Annotated in this window: 25 protein-coding genes; 13 read left to right on the top strand and 12 right to left on the bottom strand. The window is 68.5% G+C overall.

What is annotated here, in order from left to right; genetic code table 11:
- Positions 1 to 20: 20 nt before the first annotated feature.
- Complete coding sequence (locus ACFQY2_RS07425) at positions 21 to 266, bottom strand: YbdD/YjiX family protein (protein ID WP_378745098.1); 246 nt, start codon at positions 264 to 266, stop codon at positions 21 to 23.
- On the bottom strand, positions 266 to 2,542 hold the full coding sequence (locus ACFQY2_RS07420) for a carbon starvation CstA family protein (RefSeq protein WP_378745097.1): 2,277 nt from the start codon (positions 2,540 to 2,542) through the stop codon (positions 266 to 268). The genes ACFQY2_RS07425 and ACFQY2_RS07420 overlap by 1 nt, the downstream gene beginning before the upstream one ends.
- Positions 2,543 to 2,736: 194 nt before the next feature.
- On the opposite strand from ACFQY2_RS07420, the gene ACFQY2_RS07415 reads away from it, so the two are divergent.
- Genes ACFQY2_RS07415 through ACFQY2_RS07400 form a run of 4 tightly spaced genes read left to right on the top strand, consistent with a single transcriptional unit; the run spans position 2,737 to position 6,644 of the window.
- Entirely contained in the window at positions 2,737 to 3,612 is an 876-nt protein-coding gene (locus ACFQY2_RS07415; RefSeq protein WP_378745096.1) for a tryptophan 2,3-dioxygenase, read from the top strand.
- The gene (locus ACFQY2_RS07410; RefSeq protein WP_378745095.1) at positions 3,609 to 4,526 is read left to right on the top strand and encodes a hydrolase; all 918 of its coding nucleotides are present in this window, start codon (positions 3,609 to 3,611) and stop codon (positions 4,524 to 4,526) included. The genes ACFQY2_RS07415 and ACFQY2_RS07410 overlap by 4 nt, the downstream gene beginning before the upstream one ends.
- A gap of 1 nt (position 4,527) precedes the next feature.
- Positions 4,528 to 5,796 (top strand): kynureninase, encoded by a 1,269-nt coding sequence (locus tag ACFQY2_RS07405; protein WP_378745094.1) that lies wholly within the window; start codon positions 4,528 to 4,530, stop codon positions 5,794 to 5,796.
- A complete protein-coding gene (locus tag ACFQY2_RS07400) occupies positions 5,793 to 6,644 on the top strand; it encodes a PaaX family transcriptional regulator C-terminal domain-containing protein (protein ID WP_378745093.1) in 852 nt (283 codons plus the stop codon). The genes ACFQY2_RS07405 and ACFQY2_RS07400 overlap by 4 nt, the downstream gene beginning before the upstream one ends.
- Positions 6,645 to 6,646: 2 nt before the next feature.
- Here ACFQY2_RS07400 and ACFQY2_RS07395 read toward each other — a convergent pair whose 3' ends face one another.
- Both ACFQY2_RS07395 and ACFQY2_RS07390 read right to left on the bottom strand, forming a co-directional pair.
- Positions 6,647 to 7,345 carry an NADPH-dependent F420 reductase gene (locus tag ACFQY2_RS07395; protein WP_378745092.1) on the bottom strand — a complete coding sequence of 233 codons (699 nt, stop codon included), beginning with the start codon at positions 7,343 to 7,345 and terminating at the stop codon, positions 6,647 to 6,649.
- Positions 7,346 to 7,349: 4 nt separating this feature from the next.
- Positions 7,350 to 7,832 (bottom strand): FBP domain-containing protein, encoded by a 483-nt coding sequence (locus ACFQY2_RS07390; protein WP_378745091.1) that lies wholly within the window; start codon positions 7,830 to 7,832, stop codon positions 7,350 to 7,352.
- Between the two features lie 269 nt (positions 7,833 to 8,101).
- Between ACFQY2_RS07390 and ACFQY2_RS07385 the strand changes: the two genes are divergently transcribed.
- The 5 genes from ACFQY2_RS07385 to ACFQY2_RS07365 all read left to right on the top strand — a co-directional run bounded on the left by ACFQY2_RS07385 (position 8,102) and on the right by ACFQY2_RS07365 (position 11,894).
- On the top strand, positions 8,102 to 9,733 hold the full coding sequence (locus tag ACFQY2_RS07385) for a radical SAM protein (protein ID WP_378745090.1): 1,632 nt from the start codon (positions 8,102 to 8,104) through the stop codon (positions 9,731 to 9,733).
- On the top strand, positions 9,730 to 10,065 hold the full coding sequence (locus ACFQY2_RS07380; RefSeq protein ID WP_378745089.1) for a hypothetical protein: 336 nt from the start codon (positions 9,730 to 9,732) through the stop codon (positions 10,063 to 10,065). Before ACFQY2_RS07385 ends, ACFQY2_RS07380 begins: the two co-directional genes overlap by 4 nt.
- A 1-nt stretch (position 10,066) precedes the next feature.
- Positions 10,067 to 10,885: a prolipoprotein diacylglyceryl transferase gene (locus ACFQY2_RS07375; RefSeq protein WP_378745088.1), complete on the top strand. Its 819-nt coding sequence runs from the start codon at positions 10,067 to 10,069 to the stop codon at positions 10,883 to 10,885.
- The gene (locus tag ACFQY2_RS07370) at positions 10,869 to 11,459 is read left to right on the top strand and encodes a hypothetical protein (protein ID WP_378745087.1); all 591 of its coding nucleotides are present in this window, start codon (positions 10,869 to 10,871) and stop codon (positions 11,457 to 11,459) included. The genes ACFQY2_RS07375 and ACFQY2_RS07370 overlap by 17 nt, the downstream gene beginning before the upstream one ends.
- 90 nt (positions 11,460 to 11,549) lie before the next feature.
- Positions 11,550 to 11,894 carry a hypothetical protein gene (locus ACFQY2_RS07365; RefSeq protein WP_378745086.1) on the top strand — a complete coding sequence of 115 codons (345 nt, stop codon included), beginning with the start codon at positions 11,550 to 11,552 and terminating at the stop codon, positions 11,892 to 11,894.
- Here the strand turns inward: ACFQY2_RS07365 and ACFQY2_RS07360 are convergent.
- Positions 11,891 to 12,292 (bottom strand): hypothetical protein, encoded by a 402-nt coding sequence (locus tag ACFQY2_RS07360; protein WP_378745085.1) that lies wholly within the window; start codon positions 12,290 to 12,292, stop codon positions 11,891 to 11,893. The two genes, ACFQY2_RS07365 and ACFQY2_RS07360, sit on opposite strands and share 4 nt — an antisense overlap.
- Before the next feature lie 93 nt (positions 12,293 to 12,385).
- On the opposite strand from ACFQY2_RS07360, the gene ACFQY2_RS07355 reads away from it, so the two are divergent.
- Positions 12,386 to 13,852 carry an MFS transporter gene (locus tag ACFQY2_RS07355; RefSeq protein WP_378745084.1) on the top strand — a complete coding sequence of 489 codons (1,467 nt, stop codon included), beginning with the start codon at positions 12,386 to 12,388 and terminating at the stop codon, positions 13,850 to 13,852.
- A gap of 61 nt (positions 13,853 to 13,913) precedes the next feature.
- Here ACFQY2_RS07355 and ACFQY2_RS07350 read toward each other — a convergent pair whose 3' ends face one another.
- The 5 genes from ACFQY2_RS07350 to ACFQY2_RS07330 form a co-directional block, all read right to left on the bottom strand.
- Complete coding sequence (locus ACFQY2_RS07350) at positions 13,914 to 14,858, bottom strand: phosphotriesterase (RefSeq protein WP_378745083.1); 945 nt, start codon at positions 14,856 to 14,858, stop codon at positions 13,914 to 13,916.
- Positions 14,859 to 14,919: 61 nt separating this feature from the next.
- Entirely contained in the window at positions 14,920 to 15,840 is a 921-nt protein-coding gene (locus ACFQY2_RS07345; RefSeq protein ID WP_378745082.1) for an acetamidase/formamidase family protein, read from the bottom strand.
- The gene (locus tag ACFQY2_RS07340; RefSeq protein WP_378745081.1) at positions 15,837 to 16,745 is read right to left on the bottom strand and encodes an ABC transporter substrate-binding protein; all 909 of its coding nucleotides are present in this window, start codon (positions 16,743 to 16,745) and stop codon (positions 15,837 to 15,839) included. Before ACFQY2_RS07340 ends, ACFQY2_RS07345 begins: the two co-directional genes overlap by 4 nt.
- Positions 16,746 to 16,837: 92 nt before the next feature.
- Positions 16,838 to 17,626 (bottom strand): amino acid ABC transporter ATP-binding protein, encoded by a 789-nt coding sequence (locus ACFQY2_RS07335; RefSeq protein ID WP_378745080.1) that lies wholly within the window; start codon positions 17,624 to 17,626, stop codon positions 16,838 to 16,840.
- Complete coding sequence (locus ACFQY2_RS07330) at positions 17,623 to 18,549, bottom strand: amino acid ABC transporter permease (RefSeq protein ID WP_378745079.1); 927 nt, start codon at positions 18,547 to 18,549, stop codon at positions 17,623 to 17,625. Before ACFQY2_RS07330 ends, ACFQY2_RS07335 begins: the two co-directional genes overlap by 4 nt.
- Before the next feature lie 143 nt (positions 18,550 to 18,692).
- Here ACFQY2_RS07330 and ACFQY2_RS07325 point away from each other — a divergent pair, with 143 nt between their 5' ends.
- Positions 18,693 to 19,298 (top strand): helix-turn-helix domain-containing protein, encoded by a 606-nt coding sequence (locus ACFQY2_RS07325; protein WP_378745078.1) that lies wholly within the window; start codon positions 18,693 to 18,695, stop codon positions 19,296 to 19,298.
- A 2-nt stretch (positions 19,299 to 19,300) separates the two neighbouring features.
- Positions 19,301 to 19,741, top strand: coding sequence for a RidA family protein (locus tag ACFQY2_RS07320; protein ID WP_378745077.1), 441 nt, complete (start codon positions 19,301 to 19,303; stop codon positions 19,739 to 19,741).
- Between the two features lie 14 nt (positions 19,742 to 19,755).
- Here the strand turns inward: ACFQY2_RS07320 and ACFQY2_RS07315 are convergent, their stop codons facing one another.
- Positions 19,756 to 20,832 (bottom strand): 3-deoxy-7-phosphoheptulonate synthase, encoded by a 1,077-nt coding sequence (locus ACFQY2_RS07315; protein WP_378745076.1) that lies wholly within the window; start codon positions 20,830 to 20,832, stop codon positions 19,756 to 19,758.
- Positions 20,833 to 21,056: 224 nt separating this feature from the next.
- Positions 21,057 to 21,599, bottom strand: coding sequence for a YaeQ family protein (locus tag ACFQY2_RS07310; protein WP_378745075.1), 543 nt, complete (start codon positions 21,597 to 21,599; stop codon positions 21,057 to 21,059).
- Positions 21,600 to 21,688: 89 nt separating this feature from the next.
- Here ACFQY2_RS07310 and ACFQY2_RS07305 point away from each other — a divergent pair, with 89 nt between their 5' ends.
- Positions 21,689 to 22,036, top strand: coding sequence for a hypothetical protein (locus ACFQY2_RS07305; protein ID WP_378745074.1), 348 nt, complete (start codon positions 21,689 to 21,691; stop codon positions 22,034 to 22,036).
- Positions 22,037 to 22,051: the final 15 nt, after the last annotated feature.

Raw genomic sequence — 22,051 nt, 5'->3', positions numbered from 1 at the left:
GACCCGTCCTCGTTCAGGGGTCAGCAGCACCGAGCGCCGGGGTTGCGGTCCTGCTCGGCCATCCGATCCCGCCAGAACTGCCGCTCGCTCGGTACCGCGGCGTCCGGATGATGGGCACGCTGATGAGCCACGTAGACCTCGTAGGCGCGGTCCCCCATCAGTGTGGTGACGTACCAGCGCACGCCCCCCGCCGCGCTCCGCACGCGCTGCCAGGCAGCGCGTGCGGAGCGGGAGGCCGGAGCCGATGCCCTCTGGGGAAGGGCCATCAGTGACCCGGCGTCCTGCGGCCGCCGGGCAGGCGCACGTGCTCCTGCCAGCGGGCCTCCAGCTCGCGCTCCGCCCGGGTGGGGATCAGTCCGGCGGGAGCGAACCGGCGCGAGGGGACCGCGGGGTCCTCACCGGCCTGATCGACGACACCGCTGCGCATGGCCCGGATGCCGACGGCGACGGCGATCACCATGACGATGACGGTGAGCACCACAAAGATGATCGAGAGCGTACCCTGCACGGCCGTGTTGCGGATCACGGCATCGACCACATCCGGGCTGCCCAGGCTGCCGTCGCCCGCCGCCTGAGCGGCACGATACTTGGCGTTGTTGGCCCAGTAGCCGATTCCGGGGACCGGCGAGAAGATCTTCAGCAGCGACGCGCTGATTGTGATGACGGCGGTGAAGGCCAGCGGCACCGCGATGATCCACAGCCAGCGGATGTACGACCGGCCGCGCTTGGCGACGATGGCGAACATCACTGCGAGGGCGATGCCGGCCAGGAGCTGGTTGGCGATGCCGAACAGCGGGAAGAAGGTGTTGATGCCTCCCAGCGGGTCGGTGACGCCGAGGATGAGGATGTAGCCCCACCCGGCGACCATGATCGCCGTGCAGATCCACACCCCGGGGCGCCAGCTCACGTCGCGGAAGCGCGGCAGGAAGGCACCGATGCTGTCCTGCAGCATGAAGCGCGCGACGCGCGTGCCCGCGTCCACGGCGGTGAGGATGAACAGTGCCTCGAACATGATCGCGAAGTGGTACCAGAAGCCCATGATCGCCGGCCCGCCGATCAGCTGATGCATGATGTGCGCGAGGCCCAGCGCCAGAGTCGGCGCTCCACCGGTGCGGGAGACGATGCTCTCCTCACCGACCGCGGCTGCCGTGGAACTGAGCATGTCGGGCGTGACGTGCACCCCCGTCAGACCGAGCGAGTTCACGAACGCCGCGGCGTTCTCGACGGTGCCGCCGGTGAGAGCCCCCGGAGCGTTCATCGCGAAGTAGATGCCCTGGTCGATGGAGATCGCGGCGACGAGCGCCATGATGGCGACGAACGACTCCATCAGCATCCCGCCGTAGCCGATGAACTTGGTCTGACGCTCCTTCTCGATGAGCTTCGGCGTGGTGCCCGAGGAGATCAGCGCGTGGAATCCCGAGAGGGCGCCGCAGGCGATGGTGACGAACAGGAACGGGAACAGCGTGCCGGAGAACACCGGGCCGAGGCCCGTCTCGGCGAACTCGGTGAACGCGGGCACCGAGATCTCCGGACGCACCAGCACGATCGCGCCGGCGAGCATGACGATCACCCCGACCTTCATGAAGGTGGACAGGTAGTCGCGCGGTGCCAGCAGCAGCCAGACGGGCAGAACCGCCGCGATGAAACCGTAGACGATGAGCGCCCAGGCGATCGTGGTCCGATCCAGGGTGAAGAGGGCCTGACCCCACTCGGTTCCGGCCACCGCGCCGCCGCTGATGATGGCGGCGATGAGCAGCACGAACCCGATCAGCGAGACCTCGGTCACACGACCGGGGCGCAGGAAGCGCAGGTAGACGCCCATGAAGATGGCGATGGGCAGCGTCATGCCGACGCTGAAGACGCCCCACGGGCTCTCGCCCAGAGCATTGACGACGACCAGCGCGAGGATCGCGATGATGATCACCATGATGAGCAGCGAGGCGATGATCGCGGCGGCGCCGCCGAACTTGCCCAGCACATCGCGGGCCATCTGACCGATCGAGCGGCCACCGCGGCGCATCGAGAAGAAGAGCACCGTGTAGTCCTGCACCGCGCCGGCGAGCACGACGCCGACGATGATCCAGATCGTGCCAGGCAGGAAGCCCATCTGCGCGGCGAGCACGGGTCCGACCAGGGGTCCGGCCCCGGCGATGGCGGCGAAGTGGTGGCCGTAGAGCACCCGCCGGTCGGTGGGCACGTAGTCCTTGCCGTCTTCGAGCACTTCGGCGGGGGTGGCCCGCCGGTCGTCCGGACGCAGGATGTACTTCTCGATGACCTTGGCGTAGAACCGGTAGCCGATCAGGTAGGTGCAGACCGCGGCGAAGACGAACCAGATCGCGTTGACGGTCTCGCCCCGCACGATCGCGAGCATGGTCCAGGCGACGGCGCCCAGCACGGCGATCGCCGTCCAGAGCAGGATCTTCGGCAGGGTCCAACGCGACTCGCGCTCGTGCTCCGCGTCGGAGACGGCGACGGGCGGAAGTGCGGTGTCCTGCGTGAGGGCGCCGTCTGCACCCTCGCCTCTCGGGGAGACAGCTGTCATGGTTTCTCCTTTTACGCGCGACATTGCGTGTGGTCAGGATAGAAAGCGCGACGCACACCGGAGAGGCCGGGCGGCCCGTATGGTCCGACCATGCGACGAACGGCGGTGGATCCGCGACGAACGGCTCCCGCGCCTCGCCACCGGCAGACATTTCATTGTTGTGACGACCGACACGATAGTGATATTTTCACGAGATGGGCATCCATGCGAATGAGCGCGCACTCGAAGAGGGCATCGTCACCGACCTCAAGGACAAGATGACCTACGGGTCGTATCTCGACCTCGACAGGCTGCTCGCAGCACAGCATCCGGTCTCGATCCCGGAGCACCATGACGAGATGCTGTTCATCATCCAGCACCAGACCACCGAGCTGTGGCTGAAGCTGCTGCTGCACGAGCTCGGCCGGGCACGCGATCTGCTGGCCGCCGATGATCTGCGCGGAGCGCTGAAACCGATCGCCCGCATCAAGCACATCCAGGATGTGATCACGCGGCAGTGGTCGGTGCTGGCCACGCTCACTCCCACGGAGTATGCCGAGTTCCGCGGCTTCCTCGGCAACGCCTCCGGTTTCCAGTCGGTGCAGTACCGCGGAGTCGAATTCGCGCTGGGGAACAAGAACGAGAAGATGCTCTCGCTGTTCCGCGACGATCCCGCGAACCTGGCTCTGCTGACCGCGGAGTGGGAGCGGCCGACGCTCTACGACGAGTTCCTGCGGCTCGCCGCGCGCCGCGGATTGCCGATTCCGGCGTCCATCCTCGAGCGCGACGTCCGTCAGCCGTATCGGGAGACGCCGGAGCTCATCCCCGTGATCCGCGAGGTGTACGAGAACACGCGGGAGCACTGGGAGCTGTACGAGGCGTGCGAGGAACTCGTGGACGTCGAGGACAACTTCCAGTTCTGGCGCTTCCGTCACCTGCGCACGGTCACCCGCACCATCGGCATGAAGAGGGGCACCGGCGGTTCGACCGGCGTCGACTTCCTGCAGCGGGCGCTGAGCCTGACCTTCTTCCCCGAGCTGTACAGCGTGCGCACCGAGATCGGCCGGGGACCGGCGGCAGGGGCCGAATGATCGACATCCGCCGGGTCGACGGCGGCATCGTCACGGGCCGCTTCACCGACCATCACGTGCACCTGCAGCTGGTCGACCACGCCCTGCTCTCCGGATCGCGGCTCGGTCGTGTGATCGACCTCGGCGGAAACCCGACGGTGCTCCGCCGGCTGGCGGGTCACAACTCCGGAGATCCGCGCCCTGTTCCTGAGCTCTCCCCGGTTTCCGCCGCGAACCCCGGCATTTCTCCGGAGTTGCGAACACCGATCATCGAGTACGCGGGCCCGTTCCTGACCGCGCCGGGTGGGTATCCCTCCGATCGGGAATGGGCGCCGGCGGGGTCCGTGCGGGAGGTGCCGGATGCCGCGAGCGCAGCCGCCGCCGTCGGCGAGGCCGCCGACGCTGGGGCAGCCCTCATCAAGATCGCGCTGAACAGCCAGGCGGGTCCCGTGCTCGCCGACGACGACGTTCGCGCGATCGTCTCGGCCGCCGCCGCCCAGGGGCTGCCGGTCGTCGCGCACGCCGAGGGCCCGGGGCAGGCGCAGCGCGCAGTGCGACTGGGCGCGACGCGGCTGGCGCACGCTCCGTTCAGTGAGCGTCTCGGCGATGACGAGATCGCCGAGCAGGCGGCATCCGCCGAGTGGATCTCCACGCTTGCGATCCATGAGGCCGGTCCTCACGCCATCGCGGTCGACAATGTACGGCGCTTCGCCGCGGCGGGCGGCACGATCCTGTACGGCACCGACATGGGCAACGGCGAGACGCCCGTGGACCTGAACGCCGCCGAGATCGACGCTCTCCGTGAGGCCGACGTGGACGGCGTCCGCCTGCTGGAAGCCCTCGCTCCGCGCACTGACGACCCCCGCGCTCTCTTCCTGCCCGGCGGCGATCCCGTGCTCGCCCGCCCGCTCACCCCTGTCGATCTGGAGGTATGACATGACCGAAGCACCCGAGTCGCACGAGGACGAGCACCGCCGTGTCGCGGGGATCAGCGCGCCCGACCTGCTCAGTGAAGCGCGCCGGCTCGACGCCGCAGACCCGCTGGGCCTCCACCTGCGGGCCTTCGCCGACGCCCCGGGTGTGACCGCATACCTCGACGGCAACTCGCTGGGCCGCCCGCTGAAGGATCTGCCGGACAAGGTCGGCGCGTTCATCCGCGACGACTGGGGCACCAGGCTGATCCGCTCATGGGACGAGCAGTGGATGGAGCTGCCGATGGTGCTGGGCGACCGCATCGCGGAGGTCGCCCTGGGAGCCGCGGCAGGTCAGACCGTGGTCGCCGACTCCACCAGCGTGCTGCTCTACAAACTGATGCGCGCCGCGGTGGCCGCCCGTCCGGGCCGGGATGAGATCGTCATCGAGGCGGGCAACTTCCCCACCGACCGCTTCATCGCCGCCGGCGTCGCGAAGGAGACCGGCGCGACCCTGCGCTGGGTGGAGCCGGATGCCGTCACGGGCGTCACCGCAGCGGATCTGGCGTCTGTGGTCTCCGAGCGCACCGCGCTGGTCGTGCTCAGCCACGTCGACTACCGCTCCGGCGCGCTGGCCGACATGCCGTCGATCACGAAGGTCGTGAAGGATGCCGGTGCACTGATGCTCTGGGATCTCTGCCACTCCGTGGGAGTGGTGCCCATGCAGCTGGACGACTGGGGCGTCGACATCGCCGTCGGCTGCACGTACAAGTACCTCAACGGCGGACCCGGCTCCCCCGCGTTCGCCTACCTGCGCGCCGAGCACCAGGGCGTCCTCACGCAGCCGATCCACGGCTGGTGGGGAGCGGCCGACATCTTCGCGATGGGTCCGGAGTACACGCCGGTCGGCGGCATCCGCCAGCTGCTCAGCGGCACCCCGCCGGTGATGTCGATGCTGGCCATGCAGGGGATGCTCGACCTCATCGCCGACTCGGGGATCGCCGCCGTGCGCGCGAAGTCGATCTCGCTGACCGACTTCGCCGTGCGCGCGTACGACGAGCTGCTCGCCCCCCTCGGCGTACGCCTGCTGAGCACGCGCAAGGCATCGCAGCGCGGCGGGCACATCACCATCGGGCACGATTCGTTCCAGGAGGTCACCCAGGTGCTGTGGGCGGAGGGCGTCATCCCTGACTTCCGCTTTCCCGATGGCATCCGCCTGGGCCTGTCACCCCTGAGCACCTCGCACGAGGAGACGCTGCGCGGCGTCCTCGCCGTCCGCGACGCGCTGAGATGACCGGCTCCTTGGTATCCCCGCCCGTGCGCGGCACCGGCGGGATCGACTCCGCACCCGTCCTCGACGACATCGATGCCCGGCCCGGGAGCGCCACCTCGCTGCTGCGCACGGTGATCGGTCTCTACCTGCGGCCGCTGGGCGGCGCGATCCCCTCGAGCGCCCTGGTGCGCCTCGCCGGCGACCTGGGCATCCCCGTCACCCGTGCGCGCACGGCGATCACCCGGCTCAAGCAACGCGGGCTGCTGCTCGCCGGCACCGGAGGCCGCTACGCCCTGAATCCATCGGCGGTCGGGATGCTGGAGCGCGGAGACGACCGCATCTTCACGGTGCGCACGATGCGCGTCGGAGACGAGTGGCTGCTGGTGTCGGCCACCATCCCCGAGACCCGGCGTGACCTGCGGCATCAGCTGCGCCGCCGTCTGCAGTTCATCGGCGCGGGGGCCGTGTCGGCCGGACTGTGGATCCTGCCAGGCCACCTCGACGCGGAGGTCGAGGACCTGCTCGACGAGATCGGCGTGCGCGATTTCGCGACGCTCTTCCGCACTGCCGACCCCCGCCCGTCACGTCCCCTCGCGGAGACCGTGGCGGCCTGGTGGGATCTCCACGCGCTGCGCGCGGAGCACGAGCGCTTCCTGGCCTCCGTGGTTGCCCTTCCCACCGCCGCGCCGTTCGAGGCCTACGTGCGCCTGATCGACAGCTGGCGCCTGCTGCCGTACATCGATCCAGGCCTTCCCCCCGAGCTGCTGCCCGCCGACTGGCCCGGTGGCCGCAGCGCGGCGGCCTTCACCGAGCTGTCCGCGCGCCTGGCCGGGCCGGCGCGCGCGCACGTCGACGACGTGGTGCGCTGAGGTCAGGGCATCCGGTTCGCCTGCGCGAGGTTCGCGGAGAGCTCCTCCGCGTTCTGGCGCACGCCGTACGCCGGGCGGTCGCGCTCGACCCGCCACGACTGGCTGAGCGGACCGATGTTCACGGTGTCGAAGCCGAACTCGTCGTACAGGCGCGTGACGAACTCCACCGCCTCCGCATCGTCACCGGCCGTGGCCAGCGCACGCCGGTTCGGGGTACCGGTCGGCATTCCGTCCGTGGTGATGTCGCCCGAGCCGATGTGATTGAACGCCTTGGCGACCCGGGACGTCGGAAGGTGACGCTGCAGGAGCTCCGAGGTGGTCGTCTCCCCGCGGTCGAGAGCGTCGATGTGGCCGTCGCGCTCGTAGTAATAGTTGTTGGTGTCGAGTACGATCTTTCCCGCGAGAGGCTCGACCGGGATCTGCTCCACGGCGTGCAGAGGCACAGTCACGACCACGACGTCACCCGCATGTCCCGCCTCGTCGGCGGTCGCCGCGCGCGACCTCGGTCCCAGTTCGGCGACGAGGCCGGACAGCGTCTCGGGTCCGCGGGAGTTCGCGATCACCACGTCGTATCCCGCCGCGGTCGCCGCCCGTGCCACCTGGCTGCCGATGTGTCCTGCTCCGATGATTCCCAATGTGGTCATGTCGACGCCAACAGGTGGTGGCGCCGGGTATTCCCCGGCGGCACCACGCCCGTGCACCGGCTCAGCCGAGCTCGCGCAGGAACGCGGTCACGTGCTCACCCAGGCGCAGCATCCGCAGATCGCGCGCGAGCTCGCGGTCGTAGCCCTCGTACGCCAGCGGCGGCAGCTTGCGCACGTTGGCCGAGCAGCCGAAATTGGCGCAGACGAGCGTGCCGATGGTGTCGCCGTTGCGACCCGCCGGGCCCGCCTTGCGCGCCGAGAAGAACTGCACGTCGTTGCGGAGCGTGACGTCATCGCACCACGAGCACTGTGTACGCCGGGCGGTGCGCTGCTCGCTGCGCTGCAGCAACACGCCGAGCGGCTCGCCGTCGACCTCCGCGACGACGTACGCCCGGCGGGGCATCTTCGGGTCGTACCAGCCGAGATAGTCGAGTCGATCGAAATCGATCTCCTCGAAGTCGGGTGGCAGAGTGAGGGAACTGGCCTCCTTGCGGGAGGCGTTGCGGAGGGACGCGCGGATGGCGCGCTCGTCGATGGGACGCATGAGGATGTGCTTTCTGGGTCGATACCGCCGATGACGGCGAAGGACCGCCGATGACGGCGGGAGAGGAACGGCATCCTCAGACCGGATGCCAGGGTGCGACGACTCTCCGGTGACGGGATTCCGCCGCCGGATCGCTCTCAGCCTCTACCGTCGGTGCGCGACGCACCGACGATCACCTCTCGCGCCCCGCGGGCGCTCTCCATGAACAGCACGTCGAACAGTGTACGCCGCCCGATCCCCGCTACTCTGAGGGGCAACAAGGGGGTCTCATGGCAAAGAAGCCAGGTGCGGGGATGCCGTTGCGCGATCACCGCATTCATCGTTACGTGAACGCGTTCTGCCCGAAGTGCCATGAGGAGAAGCCGGACCAGCCTCTCAGCGAGGTGCGTCGCCTGTCCGGCTGGCTCGCCGACCGTGACGGCACGGTCTGGCTGGAGCGCGGATGCCCCGAGCACGGACTGATCTCCACGATGTACGACGAGAACGCCGAGATCCTGCGGTACCTGGAGCAGTGGACGGCGCCGACCAAGGTGCACACCCCCGACACCGCCGGCAACTTCAAGCCGATCCCGCAGGCGTACGAGGACGGCCTGCCCGAGATGCAGACGCAGCACACCTGCATCCTGCTCGAGGACATCACCGACCACTGCAATCTGCGCTGCCCCACCTGCTTCGCCGAGTCGAGTCCGGCGGCATCGTCGGTCGCGCCACTGGCGGAGGTGCTGGCATCCGTCGACGCGAAGCTGGCCCGTGAGAACGACCGCATCGACGTGCTGATGCTCTCCGGCGGCGAGCCGACCCTGTACCCGTGGCTGGAGCAGCTCATCGAGCACCTCGTCGCCCGGCCCATCGTGCGCATCCTGCTCAACTCCAACGGACTGCGCATCGCCAACGACGACGAGTTCGTCACGTTCCTCGAGAAGCACCGCGAGCGGGTGGAGATCTACCTGCAGTACGACGGCGAGGAGGCGTCGTCCGTCGCCTTCCACCGCGGAGCGGACATCCGCCGGTTCAAGGAGCGGGCGCTGGAGCGGCTGTCCGCCGCCGGGGTCTTCACGACCCTGACGATGACGGCCACCCTGGGCGTGAACGACCACGAGATCGGCGCGGTCATCCGGCGGGCGCAGGCGACGCCGTACGTCGGCGGCGTGACCATCCAGCCGGTGTTCGGCTCGGGGCGCAGCTCCGGCGTCGACCCGGTCGACCGGCTCACGCACACCGGGGTGCTCGCACGGATCGGCCCGCAGACCGACGACGAGATCACCTGGCGCGACCTGACCGCGCTGCCCTGCAGCCATCCGCACTGCTGCTCGGTCGGCTACTTCCTCAAGGACGACTCGGGCGATTGGAAGTCGCTGGTCGCGCTGATCGGGCACGAGCGACTGAAGGAGTTCCTCGACCTCAACCCCGACCTGATCGCCAATCGCATCGCCGACTCGAACATGAACAAGGCGATCCGCGACGTGGTGAAGAACTCGCTGCTGGATCTGCTCAGCGAGCAGTCCTCGCTCTCGCATCCGTCGATGGGCGACATCTGGCGCGACATCTGCGTGAACTGCGACCTCGGGGTCGGCACTCTCGCCACGCTCGCCGCGTCGAAGCTGCCAGGTCAGCACAAGCGGATGCGGGCGATGCTGGCCGATCGGGTGCTGCGCATCACGGTGAAGCCCTTCATGGACATCAACACGATGATCGAGGAGCGGCTGATCCAGTGCTGCGTGCACGTGGCGACGGTCAACGAGACGACGAACGCGCACCAGTGCGCCCCGTTCTGCGCGCTGCAGGCGTGGGCTCCGCTGAGTCGCACGCGCATCTCCACGGCGACGGGGCGACCGGCATCCACCACGACCGAGGTGCGCGAGACGGGCGGGCGCACCCGCCTGCCGGTGGTGACCGGATGACCGATGCTCCTTGGGTCCCTGAGCCTGTCGAAGGGCTGAACCAGTTCGACGCGACCGTCGGTCACCCGGCAGCGCCGTTCGACCCGTTGCGGTTGTGCGTGTTCACCACGATCGCGCTCATCTCCTGTCTCCTCGGTCCGATCGCCGTGCTCGCCTTCGCCCTGGTCGCCGTCGCAGGCTATGTCAGGGCCCGCCGCAACGGCCTGCTGCGCTCGAAGTGCAAGCTCGGCGACACCCGCTTGGTGCTGGCGTACCTGTCGGTGATCGCGGTCGGCGCCGCCGTCGCGATCCCGTTCTGGGTCATGCTGTGGGTTCGGATGCTGGCGGGCTGACATGTTCCCGATCCTGAGCGACCTCCTGCCGTGGCTGCTCGCCGTGGACACGCATTCCGCGTTCGTCGCCCTGGGTCTGACCGCCGCCGGCGTCGTCTTCCTCATCGAGAAGCGCCGCCGACAGGTGACGGACCATCGCATCGCCTACCTCGTGCTCGGGGCGCTGATCGGCGCGGCGGTGCTGTCCCGCCTGGGCACGTGGGCGCAGCACCTCGACCCCTCGCAGAACCTGAGCCTGATCGACCAGCTCGCACGCGGCAACGCCTCGATGCTCTCCGCCCTGGTCGGCGCGTGGCTGGGAGTGCACATCGCGAAGAAGTTGTGCGGGTACCCGGCGCGCAGCGGCGACCTGTTCGCCCCGGCGGTCGCGCTGGCGATGGCGGTCGGACGCATCGGCTGCCTGCTCACCGAACAGCCCGGCACGCCCACCGGCACCGGCTGGGGCATCGTGCTGGACGCGGATGCCGCGGCGCGCACCGGATCGCCCACCGGAGTGCCGCTGCATCCGAGCTTCGTGTACGAGATCGTCTTCCACCTGGCTGCCTTCGCCCTGCTGTGGTTCTGGCTGCGCCACCGCCCGATCGCCGCGGGCGAGACGCTGACGCTGTACATCGCCGCGTATGCGGTGTTCCGCTTCGCGGTGGAGTTCGTGCGCGGGAACGAGATCGTGTGGATGGGGCTGACCCGCCCGCAGCTGTTTCTGCTGGTGACCGTTCCGCTGCTGGCCGCCAGGATGATCTGGATGCTGCGCACCGGGCGCTTCCGCGCCGCTGGTGCTGTGACCGACGAGAGGAGAGTGCGCGATGGACAGCACGCCTGACCAGCCCGTTACACCCCCGGAGGAGCCCGGAGACGACGCGGCGGATGTCGCCGAGCCGGTCGTGCCGCCGGAGAGCGCAACGCCGCCGGAGGGCGCAACGCCGCCGGGCATCGCGCCCGTGGCGGCCGATGCGTGGCCGCCGCCCCCGCCTCCTCCCTCCGGCCATCCCCCGATCGAGCAGGCACCGGTCAACCCCTACGCAGCGGTACCACTGCCCCCCGGGCAGTGGCAGCAGGGTCCGGGGTCACCGGGGTACGGCCCGGGTCCGTGGATGCCGCCGGCGCCCACGCGGAAGGGGTTGAGCTTCGGTGCCGGGCTGGGCATCGGAATCGCGATCGGCATCGTCGCGCATGTGCTCGGCATCGTCGCGATGTTCGCCGTCCTCAGCACGATGAACGGGGACGCCGGAATCATCGGGCTGGTGTGGCCGTTCCTGCTGATCGCGATCGCGGCGGTCGTGATGATGTTCTTCCGCGCGACGCGCCCCTATGCCACCGGCGTCCTGATCATCGCCGCGGCGATGTGGCTGGTGATCATCGGCCCCTGCATCATGCTGCTCGGCGGTTTCAGCTGACCCGCGCCATGTTTCGTCGCGTTTCGCGGCGGATCGACAGTGCGGCATCCCGATCGTAGCCTCGGACCAACCGATCCAGAGGAGACGACCGTGAGCACCCCGCAGACCCGCCTTTCGCCCCATGAGGTGCGTCAGGACGCCGGCTGCATGTGCGAGCACGGCTACGCCTGCTCCTCGTTCGCTCCCGGACACGCCCTGCACCTGATCCAGGCGCGGATGGCGTCCGCGACGCCGCTCGGCTGGGCGGACGCGCTCGTGGAGGAGTCCGATGCGGCATCCGGAGTCGTGGTCCTGCGCACCCTGGAAGGCGGGACCGAGACCGTCTGGAACGCCGGCGGCGCAGCCCTCGAGGCCGAGGCCGGCACACCTGTCTCACTGCACCGCGACTACGGCGTGCTGGCGATCGGCTCGGCTCAGTACAACGTCGCGCGCTAGGACGCCATCTTCATCATCGACTCGCGCATCGCCGTGCACGCGTCCATGCAGGCCTTGCATGCCTGAGCGCACATCCGGCAGACGTCGCTGTGATCGGCGTGCTTCATGCACTCGTCCATGCACATCTGGCACATGGCGATGCAGGCGTCGAGCATCGACATCATCACGGCCGGGGTCATGCCCTGCATCCGCAGCATGGAGCGCATCATCGTGTTGCACATGTCGGCGCAGTTCATGCACGCCGGCGCGCAGTCCATCATCTGCATCGAGCAGACCGTGCACGCCTGCTCGCAGGCGGCGCAGGCATCCAGGCAGGCCTGCAGGACTGCCATGTCCATCGTCTCCATGCCCGGCATCGTCATGTCCTTGGACATGGCGTCCATCATCATCGAATCCATCGCGCACCGCTCCTCGTCATCGGCTCTCGCCGGCTGCGGGCGGGCAGGTGGACCCGCCTGCCGCCAGGGTACGCCGCTGCGCGGGCGCCGTCGATGCTCGATCCGGTCGCCGACGGCGGATTCCGCGCCGCACTCCCCGTCGTCGCAGCCCCGGAGTACAGTCAGGCTGTGACACCGTTCACCCCGCTGCAGCGACTGGTCGTGTCGGTCGCGGTCCTCGCCTCGTTCGTGACGTTCCTCGACGGCACGGTGGTCACCGTGGCCCTGCCGGCGATCAGCCGTGAACTCGGGGGCGGCATCGCCACGCAGCAGTGGGTCGTCGACGCCTATCTGATCACCCTGAGCGCGCTCATCCTCCTTGCGGGCTCGGTCTCCGACGCGTACGGACGAGTCACCGTGATGCGCGTCGGACTGATCGCGTTCGGGCTGGCATCCGTCGCCGTCGCCCTCGCCCCCGACCCGCTCCTGCTGATCGTCGCCCGGGCCGCCCAGGGTGCGGCGGGCGCCCTGCTGGTGCCGAGCTCGCTGGCGCTCATCACCGCGACCATGCGCGGCGAGGTGCAGTCCCGCGCGATCGGCGTGTGGACGGCGTTCACCACCGGTGCGCAGCTGATCGGTCCGCTCATGGGAGGGTTGTTCGTCGATCTGCTGTCCTGGCGCTTCGTGTTCCTCATCAACGTGCTCCCCATCGCGATCAACCTCATCCTGCTGGGTCGGCTGCGCCTGCCCGAGCATCAGCGCACGACGCGCGTGGACTGGCTCAGCGGCGCACTGTGCGCGCTGGGACTCGGCGCGCTGGTCTTCACACTGATCGAGCAGGAGCGACTGGGTTGGGCCTCCCCCGCCATCTGGCTTCCCGGTGTCATCGGCGTCGCCATGATGATCGTCTTCCTCGTCCGGCAGGAGCGCTCCGACACCGCGCTGCTGCCGCTCGGACTGTTCCGGGTGCGCAACTTCGGCTGGGGCAATGTGTCGACGCTCTTCGTCTACGCAGCACTGTCGCTGAACGGGTTCGTGATCGGCGTCTATCTGCAGCAGGGCCCTGGACTCAGCGCGACCGCAGCGGGACTGGCGAGCCTGCCGATCACCATCCTGATGATCCTGCTCAGCTCCCGTGCGGGTGCATGGGCAGGGCGGCTGGGGCCTCGACTCTTCATGACCGTCGGACCTCTGCTCATGGCCGGCGGCGCCCTCCTGCTGCTCACCGTGGACGCCGAGTTCGACTACTGGTGGCAGGTGCTCCCGGCGATGATCGTGCTCGGACTCGGTCTGTCCCTGACCGTCGCGCCGCTGACCTCGGCCATCCTCGGCGCGATCGACGAGAGTCGCAGCGGCATCGCGTCTGCCGTCAACAACGCGGTCTCCCGCGTCGCGGGCCTGCTCGTGGTCGCGCTGCTCTCCACGATCGTCGGCGGCACCCTCGACCTCGACGGCTTCCACAGCGCGGCGTGGGTCACCGCGATGCTGTTCGCGGTCGGGGGCGTGGTGTCGTGGATCGGCATCCGCCGCAACCCCGCGGAGCAGGCCGAGGCGGATGCCGTGGTCGCACCGAGCACGTGACGTCGGGCGTGCCGACGACGTGGGCCGTGTCGACGACCGCGGCCACGTGTGCCGGGAACGCTCAGTCGCGGATGCCGCCCAGGAGCGCGAGCGGGTTGGTCCTGGTGAACAGCTCGATGTACTCCTCGCCCACCCCTGCTTCGCGCAGAAGGTCGCAGAAGCCCGCGATGGCCCATGAATAGCCGAGCCCGCCGCGGATCTTCAGGTCGGTCATATGACAGCGATCGCTGGAGATGAGCAGCTTCCGCTCCCATCCCTCGTCCAGAAGGCGCACGAGCATCTCGACCCGGAGCGTGTCGGGGAACAGGTGCTCGCGACCGCACGTATCGAACTGCAGCGAGACGCCGCGTCGCAGCAGCGAAGTGAGATACGTGTGATCCAGGAACGTATCGACGTGGCCGATCCCGATGCGGTCGGGATCCACGCCCTCCTCCTCCAGGATGTCGAGCTGGTCGACCCCAGTCGGGTAGAGGAAGGCGTGGGTGGTCACGGCGGCACCGGTGGCGTTGGACGCGCGCGCGGCGGCTCTCAGGACCCGCTCCTCAGCAGGAGACAGCGTGGAGCCGTGCGTGCCGATCTCGCCGATCACGCCCGCGCGGACTCGGGAACCGTCCTCCAGCGGCACGCCCTGCCGGATCTCGTCGATCATCTGCGCGGCGAGCGCGGTGGCGGAAGTCTCGAACACCTGGCTGGGGTAGTACGGCTCCAGATACCATCCGGTACCCATCACGACATGGGTGCCTGACGCCCTGGCGATGCGCACGAGGCCGGCAGGGTCTCGGCCGAGGTCGCGCAGGGTGACCTCGACCAGGGCGTGCTGCCGGCCCTCGGTGGGCGGGATGTCCTCATTCATGTAGCCGAGTTCACGCACCGCGAAATCCGGGTTGTTGAACACGTGATTGCGATCGCCCGTCACGGGGCTGAAGTCGCAGAGCAGATGCTCGTGTGGGAGCACACGATCCACGTCGGCGGGGTCGATGTCCCCGAGCACTGTTCTGAGTCTCACGATCTCCCTTTCCCGCCCCCAAGGGAGCGTGTGTCCCTGATCCACGACCGGCGAGCGGCGCTCACCCCGGTTGCACCACGGCGAGCACGCGGTCGGCACCGCCTTCGAGCGACACTGCCACACTCGTCCGCGGGTTGACCACCTGGCAGAGCTGGGCGCGCAGCAGCATCCCCACCGAGAGGTAGGCTTCCTGCTCCGTGAGGCCGTCGCTGGCCGCCAATCGCTGCACGCAGTACTGCGTGGCTTCGCGCAGGGCGTCCTCGACGGACGACCCGATCCCGATGACCCAGAGGCGACCCTGCGCGTCGCGGACAGTCGGCAGCGCAGCCGTCGTGCCGACGTGGCGGGTGAACCGCACCGTCACCTCTGCCCCCGTCTCCGCACCGGTGCCGCAAACCTCGCCGTCGCCGATGGAGGCGTGAACATCTCCGACGAAGAACCCGCCGCCGTCGACCTCGGCGGTCAGCCATACCGTGGCTCCTGCACCGATCGCACTGAAGTCGATGTTCCCGCCGTAGTGACCGAGGGTGCGCGGCTGCTGGACGGTCGAGGGCAGCAGTCCGAGCGCCCCCACGTGCGTCTGAGCGGTCGCGACCCCCACGAGCGGGCCGTTCTCACCCCGTGGACGGATTTCCAGAGTGCGCGAGTCGACGCTCATCACCGCGAACGACTCGTGCTCGAGAAGACCGAGCCCCGGCCGCGTCCACGTGTGTGCGAGAGGGTCGGGATCGATCGCGAGGATCTCGATCCCCACCATGTCGCCCCGGCGCACGCCGTCGATGCCGATCGGACCCGTCACGGGGAAGAACCGGCGCGGATCGAGCGCGTCGTACGAGACCTCGGTGCTGATCTGTCCTCCGGAGGAGTCCAGCGTGCGCAGGGAGACAGCCGTGTCGAGGCCCACGGGCCCGGTCAGCGCGGCCCCCGGCTGCAGTTCGTGAACCCGCCCGTAGTCGGTGGGGGCATCAGCGACGGACGTCATTTCAGGGGCTCACTGTTGATCTCGACGGCCTTCAGGCGGCTGTTGTCGGAGACGTTCCACTTGTCCATGACTGTGTCGTAGACGCCTTCTTCGATGAGGTGCTGGATCGCCGCAGCGACGGCGTCGCGCAGTGCGCTGCTGTCCTTGTGGAAGCCCCAGCCGTAGTTGTTCTTCAGGTACCCCTCTCCGGGGACCACCTCGATGCCCTTGGCCGTACCCTGCTCAAGGCTGAACTCGGTGACGATCGGGTTGGCGATGGTCGCCACGGCTCGTCCCGTCGACAGCCACAGCAGCTGATCGGCCGTGGTGGGGGCGATCAGCACGTTGATCGGCGTGGATCCGCACTCGGGCTGGAACTCCTCGAACAGCTCGATCATCATGGAGCCTTCGAGGGTGGAGACGTCCTTGCCGCACAGGTCGGCCAGGTCCTTGATCTTCAGGGGGTTGCCCTCGGCGACGACGATGTTGTTGGCGGAGATGAGGTTGTCGACGAAATCGATCTGCTCGCGGCGCTGCTCGGTGTCCCACATCGCCTCGCTGAGCATGTCGTGACGCTTGGTGGTCACGCCGGTGATCAGACCACCGAAGTCCGCGCGCGCCCACTCGTACTCGATGCCGAGCACCGCCGCGACCTCGGCCATGAGGTCGGGGTTGATGCCCACGATCTTGTCGTCGTCATCGACGAACTCGTAAGGGGCCTGTGAGGGATCGGTGACGACGGAGATCTTGTTGGCCTTCAGGATGTCGTCAGGGAGGAGCTGACGGATCTCTTCGATGACCTTGCTGTCGTCCACCGGTGCGGCGTCGTTCTCGGCGGGCGCACCGGCGCACGCCGACAGTGTGAGTCCGGCGACGGTGAGGGCGGCCAGCGCCAGAATGCCCCGGCGGGGAGCGGATGAGGACATGGTGATTCCTTTCGATTTGGGTACGGCGGGCGCGCGTGGGCCCTGCCTTTGCAGGTTCGGAGATCCGACGCGGTCGCCGGTCGGGGGGACTGTCAGATCACGCGACTGAGGAAGCGCTGGGTGCGTTCGTGCCGCGGGTTGTCGAGCACCTGCTCAGGCGGGCCGATTTCGGCGATGACGCCCTGCTCGAGGAACGCGACCTGGTCGCACACCTCACGGGCGAAGCCGATCTCGTGGGTGACGACGATCATCGTCATCCCCTCGTCGGCGAGGGTGCGCATCACTTCGAGAACCTCACCGACGGTCTCGGGGTCCAACGCCGAGGTGGGTTCGTCGAACAGCATGAGCGTCGGCTCCATGGCCAGCGCGCGTGCGATGGCGACCCGCTGCTGCTGACCACCGGAGAGAGAGTCGGGGTACGCGCCGTACTTCTCGGACAGACCGACTTTCGCGAGGAGGTCCATGGCCCGCTTCTCCACGACGCGCTTGTCCTGGCCCAGCACCTGGACCGGCGCGATGGTGATGTTCTGGAGCACGGTGAGATGCCCGAAGAGGTTGAACCCTTGGAACACCATTCCGATCTTGGCGCGCCTCTTCGCCACGACCGAGGGCCGCAGCTCGTAGGCCTTGTCGCCTTCGCGGCGGTAGGCGACCCGCTCCCCGTCGACGAGGATGTCTCCCGAGTCGAACGATTCGAGGTCGTTGATGCAGCGCAGAAAGGTGCTCTTGCCGGATCCGGACGGACCGATCAGCGCGGTGACCGTACCCGGCTGCACCTCCAGGCTGACGCCCTTGAGCACTTCGTTGCCGCCGAAGCTCTTGCGAACCTGAACGGCCTGAACCATCGGCCGGCCGGTTGCCGCATCGTCCGTGACGTTCATCGCTGTGCTCCCATCTGGGTGAGTCGCTTGACCAGGCTGCGGTTGGCAGCTCGGTTGGAGGGCGCACCGCCGCGCCCGGCGTACTTCTTCTCCAGCTGGGACTGCAGAAGGGTCGACACAGTGGTGAGCAGCAGGTACCAGATGCTGGCGACGATCAGCAGCTCGATCACGAGGTAGTTGCGGGAATAGATCATCTGCGCATTCGTGAGCAGGTCCCGGGCCGAGATCACCGACACGAGCGAGGTGACCTTCAGCATCGCGATCGCCTGGTTGCCGGTGGGCGGGATCACCATCCGCATGGTCTGGGGAAGGATGATCTTCCTCATCATCTGCAGAGGCGTGAAGCCGAGCGCGATCGCGGCCTCGCGCTGTCCGCGCGGGACGCCGAGGATGCCGCCTCGGATGATCTCGGCCATGTACGCGCCCTCATTCAGGCTCAGCCCGATGAGGGCGGCGATGAACGGCGTGATCAGCGTGTTCGTGTCCCAGCTGACGAAGCCGAGATCGATGCGCGGGAAGAGGAACGCGAGGTTGAACCAGAAGATCAGCTGAATGAGCTGAGGCGTGCCACGGAAGAACCACAGGTACAGGTCGGCGAGCAGGATGAGCACCCGATTCTCCGACAGCTTCATCAGCGCGAGGACGATGCCCAGGATGATGCCGATGGCGACTGCCAGCACCGTGAGCTGAACAGTCAGGACCACGCCCTGCAGGATGACGGGGTCGAACAGGTAGCGTCCGACAGCGCTCCACTCGAGGTTCTCGCTCGTGATGAGGGTGTACAGGAACGCTCCCGCGAGTACGGCTGCGACCACAGCGATCGCCATGCGCCCGTAGCGCTTGAGAGGTACGACCTGCAGCGGGGCGATCTCGAGATCGGGACGGGCGGCTGACTGCGCCTTCGGAGGGGATGCGGAGCTCACAGAGGGCTACCTCTCGGTCGGGCCTCGAAAGGCATTGTCGACGTTGACTGCACTGTCGGGTCGGGGCCCGCGGCGCAACGAAATCTACTGTAATCGAATTACAGTGACTCTACAAGCCGCGTGAAGCTGTATCATACGGATTGATGACGAAAGACACCCGTGACCCGGGACCCGACCGCATTCAGCTGGGCGCACGAATCCGCGCGATCCGCAAGCTTCGCCGCCTGTCCCTCTCCCAGTTGGGCGACGTGTCCGGGGTGAGCGCCAGCTTCCTCAGTCAGCTCGAACGAGGCATGTGCAGCGCAAGCTTCGGCACACTGCGCGAGGTGTCGTCGGCGCTGGGCGTCTCGCTGGGCGAGCTCTTCGACGAGCATCCGCCCTCGGGCCCACGCGTCGTGCGTCGTCATGCGCGACCCATCCTCCTGGAGGGAGGCGCGCGGAAGTTCCTGCTCAGCCCCCGCCCGCTCTCGCACATCGAGATCTTCGCCGGCGAGTTCGACCCGGGCGAGTCCACCGGAGCCGACCCGTACAGCCACGGGGACTCGCAGGAGTTCCTCATCGTGATTCGCGGCAGCGTGGACGTTCAGATCGACGGCGCGTCGCATCTGCTGTCCGCCGGCGACACCATCGAGTACCGCAGCTCCCAGATGCACCGCACGGTCAACGTCGGAGCCGACGTCGCTGAAGTGCACTGGATCGTGAGCCCCGTGACGGTCTCTGCCGACGTCGGCCACGAGGAGAGGATCTGACCATGGGCAGAGATGCCATCTCCCTCGAACTGGGCGCCCTCGAACGGCCGCAGTCCCCGATCATGCGCCAGTGCGTGCGCGCCGGGGATCTGCTGTTCACCGCCGGCCACACGAGCACGACGCTCGGGCGGATCGGCGATGAACTGACCGTGGAGCAGGGACGGGACGCAGCGGCGGAGGCCGCGCTGCGGCTGCTCGCGTCGGTCCGCGAGGACCATGGCACGCTGGAGCGCCTCTCTGTCGTGCAGTTGTCGGTGTTCGTGCGCAGCACCGCCGAGCTGACGCGCCACGGGGAGGTCGCGGACGGCGCCAGCGAGATCCTTCGCAAGGTCTTCGCCGGCGACCCGCCACCCGCCCGGCGCGCGCTGGGACTGGCATCCCTCCCCCGCGGCGCCGCTGTCGAGCTGGATGCCGTCCTGGCGGTCGACTCCCGTCGCGGCTGACACCACGCGGTCCGTCACCCTCGGCGGACGCGCACGGCCTCGGCGAGCCGGGCCAGGGCGGCGGCGGTGGCATCCCACCCCATGCAGGCGTCGGTGACGCTCTGCCCGGGAACCAGCCCGGCGGGGCCCACGGCTACGTCGAGGCGCTGCGCCCCGGCGATCAGGTTGCTCTCGAGCATCACGCCCGCGATCGCTTCACCGTCCACGGCGATCTGATCGGCGAGCTCCGCGGCGACCTGCGCCTGCCGGACGTGGTCCTTGCCACTGTTGCCGTGGCTGGCGTCGATGATGAGCCGCGGAGTGAGACCGGCGGCAGCGAGGCGCTGCGAGGCCCGGCGCACGTGCTCGCGCTGGTAGTTCGGGCCGTCCGACGCGCCGCGGAGGATCACCGAGGTGTCCGGATTGCCGGTGGTGGTCACGAGGCTGGCACGCCCGTCTGCGCCGATCCCGAGGAACGCCTGCGGGGCCGAGGCAGCGGATGCGGCGTCCAGCGCCACCTGGATGCCGCCGTCGGTGCCGTTCTTGAATCCGATCGGCATGGACAGGCCGGATGCGAGCTGACGGTGGATCTGGCTCTCGGTGGTGCGCGCACCGATGGCTCCCCAGGTGATGAGGTCGGCGGTGTACTGGGGACTGATCGGCTCGAGGAACTCGGTTCCGCAGGGCAGCCCCAGAGCGGTGACGTCACGCAGGAATCCGCGCGCCAAGCGCAGGCCCGTCTCGATGTCGTGACTGCCGTCCAGGTGCGGGTCGTTGATGAGTCCCTTCCAGCCGACCGTGGTGCGCGGCTTCTCGAAGTAGGTCCGCATCACGATCAGCAGGTCGTCGCTGTAGCGGTCGGCTTCACGGACGAGACGCCCGGCGTACTCCATTCCGGCGTCGGGGTCGTGGATCGAGCAGGGGCCGACCACGACGAGCAGCCGATCGTCCGCGCCGGTCATCACGGCGCGGACCGCGTCCCGGCTGCGTGCGACCAGCGCTGCGCGTTCGTCCCCGGCCGGGTACTCGGCCATGATCTCGGCGGGAGACGGCATAGGGGTGAACCCCGTGACGTGCAGATCGGTCGTGGTCGGTGTGAGCGTGCTCCTCATGAGCGGTGTCCTGTCCTCTGGATGGCGACGGACCCGCGCAGAGCCCGCCGAAAACGGCGAAAGCCAGAGCGAATGCTCTGGCTTGTCGGCTCTGAAGGTGTCGGTACGCGCTAGATCGGCGCCGGCCCCTCCAGAGCCGACTCAAAATACGCATACCAACGGGTGATCATGCAATCACGGTACCGCATGACAGAGGGTCTCGGCGCCATCGTGTCGCATACGCGTCACGGCTGGATGGGATGATCATGCACGGCCGAGCTGAGGTTCGCGCCGTTCAGCTCGAGGTACAGCTGCCGCTCCGTCACCGAGACGGTGACGGTGTTGCGGCGCGCTAGCGCCGAGGCGGCGTCATCGAGGAACCCGGCGTCGAAGCTGTGCAGCACGATGGCAGAGGCGTCATGAATGATCTTGCCCGACCACTGCGCGATGACCTTGGCGGGCTCGCGGTGGGTGTAGATCGCGGTGCGGTCCGCGAGCTTGCTGCCGAAGTGCAGGCGCGCGGCATCCGGTGCACCGACCTCGATCCACGTCGTGACGCGACCGGTGAGGTCGCGCACGAGCACGGCCGGTTCGTCGGTCGCTGCGATGCCCTCGGTGAAGGCGATGCCCTCGTCATACTCCAGGCAGTAGGCCAGCAGGCGCGTGAGCATGTAGGCAGCGGTCTCGGACGGATGCCGTGCCATCCGCAGCGTGAAGTCGTCGTACACGCCGCGATCCACGTCCGCCAGTTGCACATCGAAGGTGTGGATCGTCGAACCGGTCGCCATGATGATCGAGCTTACGCGGGATGATACTCGCGACGACGACCGACGTCACCTCCCTGCCGGAGATCGCGTCTCTCGTGTGCACTGGCCGGATGACAGGTTACGACGAGAAGGATCCCGCGGCGTCCGGCGAAGGCGGCTCCCAGGCCGATCCGCAGCCGGCGAACGAAGCACTCCCAGACGGGCAGTTCCAGGACCAGGAGATGCCGACCACCGACGGTGAGCCAGCGGACCCGGATCCGCTCCCGAGCGCGCCCGGGCAGCCGGAAGAGAAACCCGCGGAAGGGGAGAAGCCGCCGACGAACGATTCGGAGGGGACGACGAAACCGGGCGGCCTCGGCAAGGACGGCACCGTCCCCGACGCCGAGGACGGGGTCGCCGCCGGACACACCGGCACCGCTTCCACGTTCGAGCCCGAGGAGGACGAGCTGGCGCCCTGACGATGCCCGGGCCCC

Source organism: Microbacterium sp. GCM10027623, from assembly GCF_042666935.1.
Classification (GTDB): domain Bacteria; phylum Actinomycetota; class Actinomycetes; order Actinomycetales; family Microbacteriaceae; genus Microbacterium.
Note: the sequence above shows the minus strand (reverse complement) of the source record. Positions and strands in the feature narration are given on the sequence as shown.